At 63.7% G+C, this 17268-nt stretch carries 15 protein-coding genes and 1 pseudogene; 9 read left to right on the top strand and 7 right to left on the bottom strand.

The annotated features are described in order from the left end of the window. Window positions 1-23 precede the first annotated feature (23 nt). The 3 genes from KU884_RS04375 to KU884_RS04365 are packed head-to-tail and all read right to left on the bottom strand — an operon-like array spanning window position 24 to window position 2231. Entirely contained in the window at window positions 24-794 is a 771-nt protein-coding gene (locus tag KU884_RS04375) for an ABC transporter ATP-binding protein (protein WP_167781472.1), read from the bottom strand. Between the two features lie 4 nt (window positions 795-798). Then, window positions 799-1479 carry an amino acid ABC transporter permease gene (locus KU884_RS04370; RefSeq protein WP_167781471.1) on the bottom strand — a complete coding sequence of 227 codons (681 nt, stop codon included), beginning with the start codon at window positions 1477-1479 and terminating at the stop codon, window positions 799-801. 20 nt (window positions 1480-1499) lie between these two features. Further along, entirely contained in the window at window positions 1500-2231 is a 732-nt protein-coding gene (locus KU884_RS04365; RefSeq protein WP_167781470.1) for an ABC transporter substrate-binding protein, read from the bottom strand. Window positions 2232-2294: 63 nt separating this feature from the next. Between KU884_RS04365 and KU884_RS04360 the strand changes: the two genes are divergently transcribed. Next, the gene (locus KU884_RS04360; RefSeq protein ID WP_167781469.1) at window positions 2295-3320 is read left to right on the top strand and encodes an IS30 family transposase; all 1026 of its coding nucleotides are present in this window, start codon (window positions 2295-2297) and stop codon (window positions 3318-3320) included. 164 nt (window positions 3321-3484) lie between these two features. On the opposite strand, the gene KU884_RS04355 is transcribed toward KU884_RS04360, so the two are convergent. Then, a complete protein-coding gene (locus tag KU884_RS04355; protein ID WP_217351412.1) occupies window positions 3485-3907 on the bottom strand; it encodes a RidA family protein in 423 nt (140 codons plus the stop codon). A gap of 616 nt (window positions 3908-4523) precedes the next feature. On the opposite strand from KU884_RS04355, the pseudogene KU884_RS19235 reads away from it, so the two are divergent. Both KU884_RS19235 and KU884_RS04345 read left to right on the top strand, forming a co-directional pair. Further along, a pseudogene (locus tag KU884_RS19235) lies at window positions 4524-4589 on the top strand (hypothetical protein); the annotation flags it as partial. A 96-nt stretch (window positions 4590-4685) separates the two neighbouring features. After that, window positions 4686-5678 (top strand): Gfo/Idh/MocA family protein, encoded by a 993-nt coding sequence (locus KU884_RS04345; RefSeq protein WP_167784110.1) that lies wholly within the window; start codon window positions 4686-4688, stop codon window positions 5676-5678. Between the two features lie 139 nt (window positions 5679-5817). Here KU884_RS04345 and KU884_RS04340 read toward each other — a convergent pair whose 3' ends face one another. After that, window positions 5818-6507, bottom strand: coding sequence for an SOS response-associated peptidase (locus KU884_RS04340; RefSeq protein ID WP_167781468.1), 690 nt, complete (start codon window positions 6505-6507; stop codon window positions 5818-5820). Between the two features lie 357 nt (window positions 6508-6864). Between KU884_RS04340 and KU884_RS04335 the strand changes: the two genes are divergently transcribed. After that, window positions 6865-10149 carry a DUF3427 domain-containing protein gene (locus tag KU884_RS04335; protein ID WP_167781467.1) on the top strand — a complete coding sequence of 1095 codons (3285 nt, stop codon included), beginning with the start codon at window positions 6865-6867 and terminating at the stop codon, window positions 10147-10149. Window positions 10150-10151: 2 nt separating this feature from the next. Here KU884_RS04335 and KU884_RS04330 read toward each other — a convergent pair whose 3' ends face one another. After that, window positions 10152-10769, bottom strand: coding sequence for a bifunctional 2-polyprenyl-6-hydroxyphenol methylase/3-demethylubiquinol 3-O-methyltransferase UbiG (locus KU884_RS04330; RefSeq protein ID WP_167781466.1), 618 nt, complete (start codon window positions 10767-10769; stop codon window positions 10152-10154). Window positions 10770-11016: 247 nt separating this feature from the next. On the opposite strand from KU884_RS04330, the gene KU884_RS04325 reads away from it, so the two are divergent. Beyond that, entirely contained in the window at window positions 11017-12111 is a 1095-nt protein-coding gene (locus KU884_RS04325) for a nitronate monooxygenase family protein (RefSeq protein ID WP_167781465.1), read from the top strand. Between the two features lie 155 nt (window positions 12112-12266). On the opposite strand, the gene KU884_RS04320 is transcribed toward KU884_RS04325, so the two are convergent. Beyond that, window positions 12267-13178, bottom strand: coding sequence for a histone deacetylase (locus KU884_RS04320; RefSeq protein WP_167781464.1), 912 nt, complete (start codon window positions 13176-13178; stop codon window positions 12267-12269). 98 nt (window positions 13179-13276) lie between these two features. Here KU884_RS04320 and KU884_RS04315 point away from each other — a divergent pair, with 98 nt between their 5' ends. From KU884_RS04315 to KU884_RS04300, 4 genes are all read left to right on the top strand, one after another. Beyond that, entirely contained in the window at window positions 13277-13786 is a 510-nt protein-coding gene (locus KU884_RS04315) for a CIA30 family protein (protein ID WP_167781463.1), read from the top strand. Between the two features lie 408 nt (window positions 13787-14194). Continuing rightward, window positions 14195-15037 (top strand): ParA family protein, encoded by an 843-nt coding sequence (locus KU884_RS04310; RefSeq protein WP_167781462.1) that lies wholly within the window; start codon window positions 14195-14197, stop codon window positions 15035-15037. Then, on the top strand, window positions 15030-16661 hold the full coding sequence (locus KU884_RS04305) for a ParB family protein (protein ID WP_167781461.1): 1632 nt from the start codon (window positions 15030-15032) through the stop codon (window positions 16659-16661). The genes KU884_RS04310 and KU884_RS04305 overlap by 8 nt, the downstream gene beginning before the upstream one ends. Continuing rightward, window positions 16658-17257 carry a DUF2857 domain-containing protein gene (locus tag KU884_RS04300; protein WP_167781460.1) on the top strand — a complete coding sequence of 200 codons (600 nt, stop codon included), beginning with the start codon at window positions 16658-16660 and terminating at the stop codon, window positions 17255-17257. Before KU884_RS04305 ends, KU884_RS04300 begins: the two co-directional genes overlap by 4 nt. The last annotated feature ends 11 nt before the right edge of the window (window positions 17258-17268 follow it).

The raw sequence follows: 17268 nt of genomic DNA, 5'->3' as shown, positions 1-17268 counted from the left end.
TGGCTCCATCGCTTTGATCGCCACTACGCCGCATTCTCGCCCTGGACAAATGCCGCTATTTCCGGATCCGTTTCCCCGCGGAATACGGACTTCGGGGGCCCGCCATTGCGGAGCCTCCCGTCAGCCAGAAACAAAACTTGATCGGCGATGCGCTCCACGAATCCCATGTCATGGGAAATGGTGAGCACCGTGCACTGAGTCCGCTGCACATAGTCCCGTAGCAGTTCGAAAACAAGCTGCGCGTTCTGAGGATCCTGGCTGGCGGTCACCTCATCCAACAGCAATACGTCGGGCTCCAGAGCCAGGGAACGAAGAATTCCGACGCGCTGGGCCTGGCCGCCTGAGAGATCCGTCACCGGTGCATTGGCGTACTCGGAGACACCCATAGCCTCCAGCAACGCGTCAGCGCGTTCGCGCGCCTCTCGGCGGGGCCGGCCCAACAACCAACGCTGGGGATGCAGCAGGTTTTCGCGCACATTGAGGTGCGACCACAGATTCGGCTTCTGGTACGCGATTCCAACCCTTCTGCGGTCGCGTGGTTTCAGACCTTGATCGGGAGTGTGTTGAATACCGCCGTTGGGATGATCCACCGCCAACACGACTGACCCGGAGTCTAGAGGGTGCATCCCGGCGACAGCATTAAGAAGCGTACTCTTTCCCGCACCACTGGGGCCGATGACCATAGCGATCTCGCCCAGACCGATCTTGAACGTGAGATCTGTGAAAACGGAGACCTGCTTGCGCCCCTCGCCGTAGGATGCGGCGAGGTCCCGTACTTCGATTCCTGTCTTCATGGCTTCATACCCGCTTGATGAGAACCCGGTCCTCGTACTTCTTGCTGAGCACGGCCAGCGGCACGATAATCACGGCATAACAAAGCGCCACCGCTGTGTAGACCTCGAGGGTCCGATAAGTCTGATTAATGACTTCCTGGGACGTATTCACGATCTCGAAGACGCCAATCACCGAGGCCAGCGACGAAAGCTTAATCGTGGTGTAGTACTGATTCATCATCGGTGGAACCGAGTTGCGGAAGATTTGCGGCACCATGAACAACGCCAGTGTTTGCAGGCGTGTGTAGCCAATGGCCTGGGCGGCGTTCAGTTCTCCCTTCGGAATATTCGCCAGTCCGGACCGGAAGATTTCCGCGGCAAAGGGCGAGAGGTTCAGAGCCAAAGCCAGAATCGCCGTGTAATAGGCGCTGATATTGATGCCGAACAGCGGCAGGCAGTAGTACAGCCAGAGCATGAAAACCAGCGCGGGGATGGACAGGAATAGGTAGACATAGCCTGTTGCCAATGCCCACGCCGGAAATGCCAGTAGACTTCTGGCCGCATAGTGACGTACAGACCCGAGGAGAACGCCCATGGCCGTACCCAGGAGAATGGCGGCCAGAGAGATCTGTAACGTAATCCAGATGCTCTGACCGAGAACCCACCGGTACTCCCATACAACGGCGAAATTGAACTGGTAGTCCATGGACGCCTCCAGTGATCACTTCAGTTGATGGGTTCGAGCTCGCGAACCGGGCGAATGAACGGCACGTCCTCGTAGCGCGGATCACGCATGAGTTCCTGCAACTGGCCGGTGCTCACCATGTACTCAATGGCGTTGTTCAGGAACGTGAGCAGCTGTTGGTCTTCGTGCCGGACGGCCCATGTAATGGGCTGAATATTCCAGGGGTTGTCAGGAAACAGGTCGCGTGTCCCATCCTGCTGGGCGACAAACTTGCGCACCACGAAATGGTCGGACATGGCGACGTCCGCCCGCCGGGACATGACCTGCAGCATCGCGGACGTGAGATCACTCGAACGAACCACTTCGATTTCGGCGTTCTCGAAGTTGTTGCGCACGAAATCGTGGCTTTGCTCCCCGGAGACCACCGCGATGGTGAGATCCTCCTGATCGAGATCCATGACGTTCTCGATATCGTCGAAGCGATCATCGCCGTCCAGCACCATTGCGGAATTGCCAAGGTAGAAAATCGGATCAGTAAACGCTGCAGACGTGGCACGTGGTATGGTTGAGAAAAGACCCGCGATAGCGAAGTCGTAGCGGCCGGTCTGAAGGCCGGTGGCGAAATCGGACCAATCCGTCGCAACATACTCGATATCACCGCTGTCAATGCCCATCTCCTCAGCGATGAGTTCCAGAAGCTCCGGGAAAAATCCCTTGATCTCATTGGTATCGGAATCCCGATACGTAAGTTCATCATAGGTTATGTACCCCACGGTAAGCTCTTAGGCTCAACCTTCAAGTGCAACACCTGCCCCCTTGGGAGGTAGGCTGTTGCGATGAATACCGGATACCGACACCTCAGCAGTGAAGAGCGCGCCGTGATCTTCTGTGAACACCAACGGGGCATGAGCATTCGAGAGACGGCTCATCGGATTGGTCGCTGCCCAGCGACTGTGAGTCGTGAACTGCGGCGCGGGCACTCGCCAGCCACAGGCGCGTATTGCCCGACGCACGCCTCGCAGGCATACAGGGCGCGGCGCAGCCGCTGCGGGCGGGGCCAGAAATTGGTGGCCGGCACATGGCTTCATGCCTGGGTGCGCGATCGGTTGATCCACAGGGCTTGGTCGCCGGAGCAGATCGCCGGCAGACTTAAGGCCATGGACCCCGATGATCCCGACAAGTACGTCAGCCACGAGACCATTTACGCGGCCATCTATGCCCACCCGAAAGGGACGCTGCGCAAGGCGATGATCGATGCTCTGCGCCGAGCCAAGGGCCAACGCGGCCAGCGGCGAACAACGCCGGCGGGCGGCTCCATGGTTCCCGAATCGCTGCGCATCCGCCACCGACCCGAAGAGATCGAACAGCGCCTGATGCCGGGCCACTGGGAAGGCGACTTTATCAAGGGCGCGTACAACCGCTCGGCGGTGGGCACCGTTGTCGAGCGCAAGACGCGCTTCGTGGTGCTCAGCAAAATGAACGCAACGACCGCTGAAGCCGCCCTGGAGGGCTTCTCCCGGCAGATGGGTTATCTGCCCGCCATCCTGCGCCAGAGCATGACCTACGACCGGGGCAGCGAAATGGCCTGTCATGCCGAACTGGCTCGGCGCTTGAGACTCGATATCTGGTTCGCCGATCCGCACGCGCCGTGGCAGCGCGGCAGCAACGAGAACACCAATGGCCTGCTGCGCCAGTTCCTGCCCAAAGGTGCAGATCTCAGCGAAGCCAGCCAGACCCAGCTCAACGACATTGCGCGGCTGCTCAACCAGCGCCCCCGCAAAACGCTCGGCTGGAAAACACCCGAAGAGGCCATGAACGAAGAGCTTCATGCGTTCTCAAAATCCGTTGCACTTGATTCTTGAATCCAAGGCTCCCGATCACTCAGAATATCCTGCAACCGATCGGCCTGCGCCGTTCCGGCAAGGAAAATTGCTATGGCGGAGAGCGTCACTCCAATTGCGTTGACGGCTGATTTCATGGTGGTTTACCTCGTTAGTATGTCGACACTTTGGAAGGTCATGGTCGTTCAGGTTCGCCGGGCGATCAGATCGATCTCAACGAGCGCCTCTCTGGCGAGCCCGGTGACTCCGATGCAAGTCCTTGCTGGGCGCTGATCCTTCGGGAAATAGCTTTCGTAGATAGCGTTCATTTCCGCGTAGTCGCGGTAAAAGTCGGTGAGAAAGACGCGGACGGCGACCACGTTCCCAAGCCCGAGATCAAGTCCTTTCAAAACCGTTTTCAGGTTCTCCATGGTCTGTCGGGTCTGGGCCGCGATGTCCACGGGGAAGCTTGCGGCATCATTGGTCGGGTCCTGGGGTATCTGCCCCGTGAGAAAAACCCAGTCGCCGGTTTCGACAGCATGGCTGAACGGTGCGACCGGGCTCGGGGCACCGGCAATGATGCGATAGGCGAGGTCATTCATGCTCTGCTCCAGATGTTTGATCGACACCCTGGCTCCTCATTCGGATCCAGTGGGCGATCTGACCTTTGCAGACCTCGTGCCATGCTGACCGAAAAGCGTGTCATGCCCACCCTTTCACGAGGTTTCCTGCGCACTCCTGCCTGACGCGGGAGCGTGCAGGACGCACTGAGATAGCGCACAGGGAATATCCGGATGTGGTCCCGAACTTCGGCTGCGGCTGGTCACGGTCTTCGGTTGTCACGCTGGTCACCCAGGTCAAGTAACAGTTGTTCACGGCCCCAAACGGTCTACATGACAGATGTTGGGTCGGCACCTCGTTGGTGCGGTTGCACTGGATGGGCGCGGCTGGATCGTGACCTATCTCGGCTGGCTCTTCATCTTCGGCGCAACCAGCTGACTGTTGTTCCTGCTCTGGCTTGCCTTCAGCCCTTTCGGCGCGCTACGCCTCGGTGAGCTGGACGACCGTCCCGAATATTTCCCTGCTGTCCTGGTTCACCATGCTCTTCGCCGGCGGCATCGGCACGGTGTTGATGTCCTAGGGCGAGGCCAAGCCGACCCTGCACCTCGCAAGCCCCCCTACGCAGACACCAAGCCCTATACCGTATAGGCAACACGCGAAGCCACGGACTTCTCGCTCTATCATCTGGGCCTGCACACCTGGGCGATCTGCACCCTCCCAGGCCTGACGTTCGCCTTCATCATCTCCCGGTACAGGCTGCCGACGCGCGTGAGCTCGGTGTTCTATCCCTTTCTCGGCGAGCGCAGGCAACGCTCATCGCCGGCAGACGCCAGACAGGAGCGATTCATGCGTGAGGACACATTCTGCTGGGGAATCGTGGGCACCGGGAGAATCGCAACTATCTTCGCCGAAGACATTCAGCAAGAGCCGGGCATGGAGGTCACGGCGGTCGTATCACGAAGCCGTGACCGCGGACACGCGTTCGCGCAGTCACAACGATTGCGGGCCACCGTCACGGACAGCATCAATGCGCTGACGTCCAGCGGCAACATCGACGCAATCTACATCGCAACCCCGCACAGCGATCACCTCCCCGCAACCATGGCCGCGCTGCAGAGCGAATACCCGGTGCTCTGCGAGAAACCCATGGGTCTGAACGTGGCTCAGGTCACCGCTCTCGCCGACCTCGCCCAGAAGCGTGGCGTCTTTCTCATGGAGGCGATGTGGAGCCGCTTCCTGCCGGCCATGAACGCCTTCATGACACTTCTGCGCCAGGGAGCCATCGGCGAACCCCGAGCGCTGTTTGCGGATTTCGGTATCGATGTCCCGTTGGCACCGGACAGTCGACTGTTCAACCCCGCGCTGGGCGGGGGCGCACTACTGGACGTGGGCGTGTACACCATCGCCCTGGCTCATAAGGCCCTCGGCCGCCCCACCAATGTGTACGGGAGGGCACGCTGGACGGAGACCGGCGTCGACGGGCACAGCGCCTACACCCTGGCATACGGCAGCGGAGCTGTTGCCCAACTCTTCGGTGCACTGGAACTGAACACCCCACAGCAGGCGGTCCTTTGCGGAACTCAAGGACGTCTCACGCTGCAAGCACCTTTCTTCCGACCGGAGTGCGTTTCGCTCACTCGCAACAATGGCGAGACGAACCACCAATACCACCCGGTGACCGGAAACGGCTACGGCCACGAGGCCCGGGAGGTTGCCGACATGGTGCGACGCGGGCGCAAGGAGCACCCGACCATGCCCCTGGCCGAATCCGTCGCCATCGCTGCAACCATGGATGAACTGCGAACCCAGTGGGCGTTGCAGTACCCTGACGAGCCCTGAGCCACCCGCCGACGATCGGCGCACAGCACAGTGGTCAGCGGGCATCCGGGCCATGGGCACCAGCACCCTGCGCTAACGCGACGGGACAGCATGTGCTTCTCACCGTCTTCGGATCGTTCATGTTCCGAAGAGACGGGGATCACTCCTCGTTCGAGATAATACCCGCATCATCGTTATCGGGCTTGTTCACCCGGGTGCTCACAGCCCAGTGGAGCAGTTCCCCCGCGTTGCGCGACCGGACCGCCGCCTTGATGGCATCGCGCTCGGTCAGTGAAGGGTCGAGCCAGGCGCCATATGACCCGGGGTCAAGCACAAGCGGCATTCGCGGATGGATGTGGGCGATCGGCGTCGCGGCGGGCTGGGTGATGATGGCGAAGTTGGCCTCCTTGTCTTCGCGCTGAGGATCATAGATTCCGGCGAACATCAGCAGTTCGCCATTCTCGGCGTGCGTGATGTAGTGAGGGACCTTGCCCTTACCTTCCCGGGTTTGCCATTCGAACCAACCGTTGGCCGGCACCAGGCACCGGTGGCGCGCAAACGCATGACGGAAGAAAGGGGACGTGGCAACCTTCTCGGCGCGGGCGTTGATGGGGCGCGGTGCGTCGTCGCCGGCCCAGGGAGGGCGGAACCCCCACAGGCACTGCCGAAGCTGGAGACCATCATCGTCCTGCCAGACCACGGGCGGATGAGTTCCCGGGGTGATGTTGTAGTGCGGAGTGAACTCCGGCTCGTCAGAGTCCAAGTGGAGCAATTCGGCGATGCGTCGACGGGAATCGTAGAACGCGTAACGGCCGCACACGGGAAACTCCTTGGCGCCTGCACGCCACATGCAGCTGATTTCCAGGCAGCCAGGTACATCGCCTCCCCCGGCGACGGCGGCCTGAATACGAAGTTACCAACATTTCAGGACATAGTGTCAGAGCTCACGTTGTGCGCCTTGCCGACAAGGCGCGCGAGCGCAGGCGTGGTGGTTCCACATCAAGGGAGCGCAACAGCATACAGCCCCGAAAAGTGGCCTTACACGCTGCCCGTCAGCCAGTCGACCCGCACAGCGACCGCAAGAATATGCTCGTTTTCGTGACCCCCTGATCATTCGGTTATCCTGGGCGCGCGGAACACGGAGCACACGGACTGCGCTCGGTTTCCGACCGAGAAAAACAATCACCTTGGGCGTCAGGGACCCGCGATGCAGTCCGAGCAGCCGCACCTCATCACCGGGGGCGCGGATCAACCGCTGATCCGCGAACTTCTGGACGCGATTCACCGCGCGGACGAAATCGACCTCGCCGTGGCCTTCATCAAGGCAAGCGGCCTGGAGCTGCTGTTCCAGGCACTCGCCCGCCGACTGGAAGAGCAGCCGTACGCACGCGTGCGCATCCTCACCAGCGATTACCTGGACGTCACTGACCCGGCCGCCCTGCGGCGACTGATGTTGTTGGCGGACGCCGGTGCCGATGTCCGCGTCTATGAAAGCGCGGGCCAAAGCTTCCACCTGAAGGCGTACATCTTCGTGCGCACGGATCAGGGCGTGCTCTGCGGTGATGCCTTTGTGGGGTCGAGCAACATCAGTCAGACCGCGCTGACCAGCGGGCTGGAGTGGAACTACCGCGTAACGGATCCCGGCGCCGCCGACGACTCCGGACGCCGCGGCTTCGCCGAGATCCGCCAGGCATTCCAGCGGCTGTTCCACGACCCGGCGGCGACGCCGCTGAGCCACAGCTGGATCGAGGCGTATGAACGTCGCCGGCGGCCGAATACGCCCAGCGTGGCGCCCGGCAGCGACGAGCCCGAGCCCGCCCCGGCGCAACCCAACAGCGAGCAGCAACAGGCCCTGGGCGCACTGGCGACCACACGGCAGGCCGGGTTTCAGCGCGGTCTGGTGGTCATGGCCACCGGCCTCGGCAAGACCTTTCTCGCCGCCTTCGATGCACGGCAGATGGGGGCCAAGCGCGTGCTGTTCGTGGCCCACCGTGAAGAGATCCTGATGCAGGCTGAAGCCACCTTCCAGCGGGTTCTCCCCCGGGCCCGGGTCGGGCGGTACTATGCCGAGCAACGGGAGGAAGAGGCGGACATGGTCTTCGCCTCGGTGCAGACACTGCACCGCCAGGCGCATCTACGCCGGTTCCCGCGGGATCACTTCGATTACATCGTCGTGGACGAGTTTCACCACGCCGCGGCCGGCACCTACCGCCGCTTGCTGCAGCACTTCGCACCCAGCTTTCTGCTCGGGCTTACGGCCACACCGGACCGCTCCGACCAGGCCGACATTCTGGCGCTGTGCGACGACAACCTGGTCTACACACGCAACCTGTTCGACGGCGTCCGCTCGAACCTGCTGTGCCCGTTCTCCTACTACGGGATCTTCGATGAGAACGTGGACTACGAAGAGATCCCGTGGCGCAACGGGCGCTTCGACCCGGCGACCCTGAGCACCCGGCTCGCGACCCTGGCCCGAGCCCGCCACGCCCTGCGCGAGTGGCGCGACAAGGCGGGCCATCGCACACTCGCGTTCTGCGTATCCACGAGCCATGCCGACTTCATGGCGGAGCAGTTCGCCGGAGCGGGCGTCAGTGCCGTTGCCGTCCATTCGCGCTCGGCAATCAACCGGCATGAGGCAGTGGACCAGCTCCGCAACGGCGCCACGCAGGTCATCTTCTCCGTGGACCTGTTCAACGAAGGCGTGGACGTGCCGGACATCGACACCGTCATGATGCTGCGCCCCACGGACTCCAAGGTCCTGTTCCTGCAGCAGATCGGCCGTGGGCTGCGCCCCGCTCCGAACAAGGAGCGCCTGACCATTCTCGACTTCATCGGCAACCACCGCGGGTTTCTCAACAAGCCGCAGGCACTGTTCGAGGTCGCCGGCACACGCAGTGCCCTTGCTGCATTCGCCGAACGCGCAGAGAAGCAGACCATCGAGCTCCCGCCGGGTTGCTATGTGAACTACGACCTGCAGCTCATCGAGTTTCTGAAGTCGCTGAATCCATCCGGCATCGCCGACGAGTACGACGGCCTCAAGGCAAGCATGGGCCGGCGTCCGACTCTGCTGGAGTTCTACCGCTCCGGCATCGCCATGGAGCAGCTTCGACGCCAGTACGGAAGTTGGTGGGCATTCGTGGACGAGTGCGGCGATCTCGACTCCACGGAGCAGGCCTGCCTGGCCGCCCACGGCGACTTCTTCCGGGAAGTTGAAACCACCGCCATGACCAAGTCGTTCAAGATGGTGCTGCTGGAGGCGCTGCTGGAGATCGATGGCTTCCAGGACCCGCCGACGGTGGATGCGCTGGCGACGGCGTCCCTGGACGTTCTGCGCCGGCGACCCGATCTGGCTGCCGACCTGGAGGGCCAGTTCGACGCGCTGGACAGCATCGACCCGGAGGCCTGGCGCGCGTACTGGCAAAGGAACCCCATCAACGCCTGGACCGGGGGCAATCAGGGCAAGCAGAAGCAGTCCTGGTTCACGCTGCGTGAGGGCCGGTTCACTCCTGCGCGAGTCGTCGCATCCGAGCAGCTGGATGCATTCGCCGCCATGCTGCAGGAGATCGTGGACTACCGGCTGGCCCGCTATCGGGAGCAGCGGCTACCGCACACCCCAGAGGGCTCCGGAACCGTCGTGCCGTTCCCAGGAGCATCGTCGCGGCCGGAACTCCCCTACTTTCCCAACATCCGCGTGGCCTGCGGCCACTTCAAGAGCGGACGCGCCGATGCCGAGGAGTACCGTACCGTCGGCCCCGGTCACGGTCGCATCGACCCCGAACGACACTTCATCGCCCGGGCGTCCGGGGAGTCCATGAACGGCGGTCGCAACCCCGTTCATGACGGCGATTACCTCCTGCTGGAGCACGTCACCCCCGGCAGTGCAGGATCCATCACCGGCGACACCGTGGTCATCGAGCGCCAGGACGAAACTGGCGACAGCCAGTATCTGCTGCGTGTCGTCACCAAAGCAGCCGATGGCCGTTACGTCCTCAAGGCAACCAATCCCGATTACGACGACGTCATCGCCGACGACAGCATGCGCAGCCGTGCGCGATTGCGCGCCGTACTTGATCCACTGGAACTGGCGGTGGGGCAGTGGCTCATGCGCGAGGACATCCCGGAGCTTTTCGGTACCACATTCAACCCCGGGAGCTGGAACAGCGGCCATATCGTGCTCCCGGAGCAAAAGGCGCACGTGCTACTGGTCACCCTGAACAAACAGGGCAAGGGCGAAGACCACCGCTACCAGGACTACTTCATCGACGAACGCACCTTCCACTGGCAGACGCAGAACAGCACCACCCCGCAGAGCAAACGGGGCCGGGTAATCATCGAACATACCCGTCGCGGCATCACCATTCACCTGTTCGTGCGCGAGAACAAGCTTGGCCCCGACGGCAAGGCAGCCCCGTTCCAGTACCTGGGCCCGGTGGACTACGAGTCCCACACCGGCACAGCGCCCATGAGTGTCACGCTGCGGCTGCAGGGATAGACTCAGGACCAGCCGAGAACAACCGTCTCCCAGCGCACGCCGTCGCGGCCCAACTGGTCGTCGGCACGGTTTTCAAACCGCACGGCAAGTCCGCACTTCCGGGCAAGCTCTTCCAGTACCTCTCGATCACAGGGGTGGAATTGTCGTTCATCCGGCGACGGCCCATGGCGCAGAGTCATCACAACCACGCCCTGTGGTGCCAACAGCTCGGCAAGCCGCAGCATCGCGCGCGGACCGGCCTCCGGGACCAAGTGCATCCACACTGCGGAAAGGAGGATCAGACCGAACCCATCTCCTTCGGGAGCAACGCCTGCAAGCTCCGGGAGTGCGCTGTCGACCCACTCCACACCGGATACATCGCGAGTTGCGGCAACGGCCAGGTCGCGCAGACCAGCCGCCGGCTCTACGGCGGTTACGCGCCACCCCCGTGCAGCAAGCGCGCGGGCATCACGACCACTGCCCGAACCGACATCCAGGGCCAATCCCGGCGACTCCGGCATGCACTGCAACCACGGCGCATGCGCTTCCTCGAACCGGATCGACTCGTACTGCTGGAAGAACTCTCGGGCCCGCTCGGAGTACGGGGCAACATGAGGCTTCAGGTCGTCAGCTCTGGGCATGGCGTATGGATACAGGGCGCTGCTGAAGGAGTAATCGGGGTTGCAAGGCCGCCGGCATGTAACGCCACTCCCTCGCGGAACAGATCGGACTCCGCCATGCTACCCTCATCCAGTTCGAACATGGGACGCTCACCGCTCGTCTAAACAGCTCATCCCAAGGAAGTCCTGAATCACATCACGGTGGATGTACCGGATCAAGTCGCTTACGAGGGCCACCGTCGGCCGCCCGCGCCACAAGGAACTACCAATGCGCCCGTCACGACATCCAACGCCTGCTATCAGCCCGCTCGAGCGCGCCGAACAATTCTGTGACGCGTACGGGCTCGATGTCCCCGTCCTCCTCGCACCCATGGCCGGCGCCTGCCCGGTGAGCCTCTCGGTCGCCGTCGCCAACGCCGGCAGCATGGGAGCGATGGGCGCGCTACTGACGTCCCCTGAGGGCATACACGAGTGGGTGAACGGATTCCGCGCCGACAGTCGCGGTCCGTTCCAGCTCAATGTCTGGATTCCCGATCCGCCGGCACACCGTGACACAGCCGCGGAAGCGCGCATGCGCGCTTTCCTCGCAAACTGGGGACCCGAGGTCCCCGAATCCGCGGCGGACCTTCCGCTCCCGGGCTTCGAGGCGCAGTGCGAAGCATTCCTGGAGGCACAGCCGCCCGTCGTCTCTTCCATCATGGGGCTGTTCCCGCCGCAGTTCGTGGAGCGCTTCAAGCAGGCAGGCATTCGCTGGTTTGCAACAGCCACCACCCTCGAAGAGGCGCAGCAGGCGCAGGAGGCTGGTGCCGATGCAATTATTGCCCAGGGTGCCGAGGCCGGCGGCCATCGCGGTTCCTTTGATCCGGCCCGCGGCGAACGCCAGTCAGTCGGGCTTTTCGCCCTGCTGCCGCGGATTACCGATCACGTGGACATCCCCGTTATCGCCGCCGGCGGCATTGCGGACGGCCGAGGGGTCGCCGCGGCGCTCACCCTCGGCGCAAGCGCCGCCATCATGGGAACGGGTTTCCTGCGTTGCCCGGAGGCGGAAACGCACGCCAGCTGGGCCAATGCGCTGAAGCACCTGGAACCGGAGAACACGGTGCTCACCCGCGCTTTCACCGGCCGGGCGGGCCGCTCCATTGACACCGATTTCGTGCGCGCCATGGCGGCCCCCGAGGCACAAGCGCCGGCCCCCTACCCCATCCAGCGAGGCCTGATCGGGGCCATGAAGCAAGCCGGCGCAGCCGCTAACGATATTCGTCGCATGCAAGCGTGGGCAGGACAGTCGGCGGCCATGGCTGCTGCGAAACCCGCTGGCGAGCTTGTCACCCAAATCTGGACTGAGGCGCGGGCGATGCTGTAGCCAGCGCTGATACGGGCCAAGTCACCGACTGCGTCAAACTCATCCCCCGCGGTACATGCAGGCCACCGACCCCGAGCTGCCACTGGCCCGGCAGCCGCCGAACGAGCGTGGGACCGGCGTCGGAACTAGATCCAGTTGCCGCCCGCTTCTCACGGCTAGGAGGCGTGCCACACCCCCTGTGCGGCGTGAAACAGCAGCGCATGGCGATGTGCCAGTGCGTCGATGTCGCGGTCGTAACCGCCGCCGATGACCCCCGCCACGGGAATGCCGCTCTCGCGGCACGTCTGCAGCACATAGGTATCGCGCCGGGTGATGCCCGCGTCGGAGAGGTTCAGGTGGCCCAGGCGGTCCTGCGCATGCACATCCACCCCCGCGTCGTAGATCACCAGCTCCGGGCGCACCTGCGACAGCAGCCGAGGCAGCGTGCGTTCCAGCGTGTCCATGTACTCGCCGTCCGCGACCCCTTTATCCAGCGCGATGTCCAGATCGCTTGCGCGTTTGCGTGCCGGGAAGTTGGTGCGGGCATGCATGGAGAACGTGAACACCGCGGACTCATCCCGGAGCAACCCGGCGGTGCCATCACCCTGGTGCACGTCCAGATCCACCACCAGGATGCGCCGCGCCCAGCCACTCGCCAGGGCATGGACGGCGGCTACGGCGATGTCGTTGATGAGGCAGTAACCGCTGCCGGCATCGGCGTGCGCATGGTGGGTGCCGCCGGCCGTATTCAGGGCCATTCCGCACTCCAGGGCCGCCTGCACCGTGCGCACCGTGCCACCGGTCTCCAGACGCACCCGGGCCACCAGGTCCTCTGACCACTGGAACCCCGTCCGCCGCTGGGCGGCGCGCTCGGTCCGACCATTCAGGAACGCATCGATGTACTCCGGCGTGTGCACACGGGTGAGCAGGGCCAGATCCACCGGCTCCGGTTGCAGCCACTCCGCCACACGCGCATACGGCGCGGCCGCGAGCTGTTCCCGCAGAACCCGGAACTTGCGCATGGGGAACGGATGCGTGTCGGGCAGATCGATGGTGTAGCCCGGATGGTGGACGGTTGCTAACCCCATGGCGGCTCCCGGTGAGCAGGATGGATCGATTCCGGCAAGCGCGCAGAATACACTGCTCCGCGAACAGCCTGGCAACCGGGCACGCCCGAGGAGGATGCATGGTCGCAGTTGCACGCTTCGGTCTGCAGGCGGGGCCCGCCCAATGGGTGTCCGTGGGCGACCCGGTCATGGGGGGCCAGTCCACCGGGGCCGTGGAGCCGCTGGACGCCGAGAGCAGTGTCTTCCGGGGTGAGGTCAGCCTGGCGAATGGCGGCGGCTTTGCCTCGGTCAAATGCGACGTTCCCACCCTGGATCTGTCGGGCCACGACGGCGTGGTGCTGGACGTCCGCGGCGACGGCAAGGAGTACAAGCTGGGCCTGCGCATGACGTGGGACCGCAACGCCCCGGTGTATCAGCACGCGTTTGCGACCACGGCCGATTGCCGGGAGCCGATCATGCTGCCGTTCGCCGGGTTCGTTCCATCCTTCCGGGGCCGCACTCTGCCCGACGCCCCGGCGCTGGATCCTGCACGTATCGCGTCGCTCAGTCTGTTCATCTCCGGCAAGCAGGCCGGGCCATTTGCGCTGGTTCTGTACGGGATCGACGCCTGTCCGCCCTCGGGGACGTAACCTGCACGGCCCAATCTCCGGGTATCCACATTTGGACCGACAGTCCCAATAGCAAAACGCTTTTAATGTCGGGGCAGTACGCAGAAGCAGACGGACCGTTGGCCAACGGCGAAGAAGCCCTCCACCGAGCCGCCCCAAGGGCCGATCTGGGGGCCGCCAGGCTCATTCTCTACCACTTCGCCGGGAAGGCCAGGCTCCCATGCCGAGTCTTTTCGGCTAGAGCCCCGTAGACGTTCGTGGATGGCAGTGCCCGACCTATATTGTTGATTTTATGGTGCCGGTGGACGGAATCGAACCGCCGACCTACTGATTACGAAGCTAAATCAATAGCTTACGAATTCTCGTAACGAGAAACCACGGTATCTCCTCCCCGGAGCTAGGCAAGCAACTAGCTCTGTGGAGGCTGATATGGCAATCAAGCTGACCGTCACTTCGACCAAGGGCGGCGTCGGGAAGACGACCGTCACGGCCAACCTCGGCGCGTACATCGCGGACCTGGGCTACCGGGTGCTTCTGATCGACGCCGATATCCAACCAACGCTGTCCAGCTACTTCCCGCTGGCGCAACAATCCGATTACGGGCTCACGGAACTCATCACGGCCGGCGAAACCGGCTCCACGGTGAGCACCACGGCGCTTGAGGCCGAAGGCCGAGGCACGCTGGACGTCGTGCTCTCCAACGACCCCGACGGCGCACTCCAGAACTGGATTCTGCATACACCGGATGGTCGCGTGCGGCTCCGGCATATCCTCTCGGATTACGACGAGATCTATGACGCCATCCTGATCGATACCCAGGGCGCAGTCGGCCCACTCCAGGATGCGGCTGTTCTCGCCGCCGACCTCCTGCTCTCACCGATTCCACCGGAGATCCTGTCAGCTCGGGAGTTCGCGCGCGGCACGGTGACCATGCTGGAACGACTGCGGCCGATGGCCGCCCTCGGCGCGCCCATCGGCCCGCTCCGCGGCATGCTCTACCGGATGGACCGGACGGCCGACGCTCGGGTCATCGCCGACGAACTGCGTCGAGAATCCTACGGCCCGAGCCGGGGGCAGATCACCGTTCTGGATACAGCGGTACCCGCCACGGTGGCGTACCGGGAAGCGGCTACCCATCAGATCCCCGTGCATCGCTGGGAGACGCGACGCTCCGGTCCGACACCCGCAGCGGCCGAGACCATGCGTGCGCTCGCCGCCGAGTGCCTCCCCCATCTGGTCGATGATGACAGGGAGGTCGAGAGCCATGGCTAAGGAAATCGACCGCGGCAAGCTGCGACAGACCCTCTACCAGGGGCATTTCGGGCAATCCGCCCGCGAACTTGCCCCCGGTGAGCCGGTCACCGTCACGCAGATGGTCCTCGATATCGACCAGGTGAAACCGTACGACCGAAACCCGCGAAGGAAACTGAACCCCCGCTACTCGGAGATCAAGGCGTCAATACGGGCTCAGCGCGGCCTCAACAACGCGCTCGAAATCACGCGGAGGCCGGGTGATGAGCTCTACATGATTCGCGCCGGCGGGAACACGCGCCTGAAAATCCTTCAAAAACTCCACGAAGAAACGGGGGATGAGGCCTTCCGCCGCATCCACTGCCTTTATCATCCCTGGCAGGACGATGCCCAAGTTCTCGTCGGCCACCTTGTCGAGAACGAGCTGCGCGGGGAAATGACCCTGATCGACAAGGCCGTGGGCCTGGAAGAACTGCGGGCGGAGTTCGAGCGTGAGGCGGGCGAACGCCTGAATCGCTCCGAGTTCCAGCGGCGGCTGGAGCAAGTGGGCTACACGGTCTCCCGCCGCCTGCTCTCCCGATTCGAATACGCCGCGACCCAACTCCTCCCGGCGATCCCTGAGGCGCTAGGGGCTGGGCTTGGAGGGCCGGCGGTCGAAGAACTTCGCCGACTGCACCAGGTCACCTCTGAACTCTGGACAGAGCACGGTTACGACGAGGAGCTCCTGGAGCCGCTCTGGACCCAGGCCCTGCAGGCGACCGACGGCCCGGACTGGGACGTGAGCATTGGTCGCGAAGAACTGGAGCGGGAACTGGCCACTGCCCTGGACCTTCCGTTGAGGCGGGTTCGCATGGAGTTTGAGACGCGTCTCCAGCGGACGCGGGCGGACAACAGTCGCGACGTCCCGCCTACTGGTGACTCGCGGCCGCCAAAGGCTTCGGGCCCCGAAACAGAAGCTGTTTCATCAGGTGCTTCCCAGAACGACGCTACCACTCAGTCCCCGGTATCCACGGGCGACAAGTCCGCAGCATCACCGGATTCCGACAATGAACCACCTCCAGTTCATGAAAACACGGAAACGCCGCATACGGCGCCCACACCTTCCGGCCCCGCACTGTCGGAATCCACTAGCGAGCCAGAACCGACACCTGTCGAACACGAAGACTCGGGAACCGGCACGGACGTCGGCGAACTACGCAAGCGCGCCCGTGCGGTGGCCGAACGCGTCGCCCGCCGATACCGGCTGGACATCTACATGAACTCCTGGGACCGCGGCATGGGGTTCCTCATGGATCTGCCGCCCCCGGAGGACGTGCTCCGGGAGCCGCAGGATCCCCAGGGGGCACGCCGCGGCTGGGTGTGGTGGCTGCTGGTCGTGTGGTCCGAGGCCATGGACGACAGCAAGGCCCGCGGGAGTTTCCCGGAGCGGTTCGAGCTGGGCCGGATGCTGCAAGAGAACAACCACCGTGCCGTCCACTATCGCGTCGGTTACCCGTACCTCACCACGGCGGCCACGGAGTTCTTCTCGCACCCGGAGACCCCCGACACGGACTTCGACGACCTGATGACCCTCATGCGCATCTGCCGCCAAATCGCACGGAGCGCCCAGCGGCAGGGCATGGACATCTGGAGGGATCGGACATGAGCACGGAACTGGCTTACCAAGTGATTCGCTTCGCCGTGGACAAACTGAAAACCGGAGATCTCAACGCCGTCTCCGACCTTGGTTTCGAGCCCGACGAGATCCGGGCCATGGAGCAGATGACCGTCGGCGAGCTTCACCATCTCGCGCGTATGGGTACGCACTTCCTGGACGTGGCCGTGGATCACCGCTGTCTGAACCACGCACTCACTCATGCCCGGGACGAAGCCCGCACCGAGTGCACCCAGGACGACCTGATTCGCCAGGGCGCCGGCACCGAAATGCTGCATGCCCTGTGCGGCCTTACCCCGGGCGAAGTGTGCCGCCGTCGACGGATGCTCGGCGTTCAACGTCCCCAGGGGCGGCCACCACGGCTGCCGCCCACCAAAGAGGACCGTATCTGGCGGCTGTGGCAGGCGCACGCGGATCTGGATGAGCCCGAGCGCCATCTCCGGGTCGCGCGCGACTGCGACGTCTCGGCCCAGGCGGTCTGGCGCCTCGTCCAGGAAAGCCGGGCCATCCAGGCGGCAAGCGGCAATGGTGCCGGACCGCCGGACGTGGTCCCCCTGGTCACACACCACGCGGCGCAGGAGGAGTAGGTCATGATGAG

This window comes from Aquisalimonas sp. 2447 (assembly GCF_012044895.1).
Classification (GTDB): Bacteria; Pseudomonadota; Gammaproteobacteria; order Nitrococcales; family Aquisalimonadaceae; genus Aquisalimonas.
This window is presented reverse-complemented; position numbering and strand designations above follow the sequence as displayed.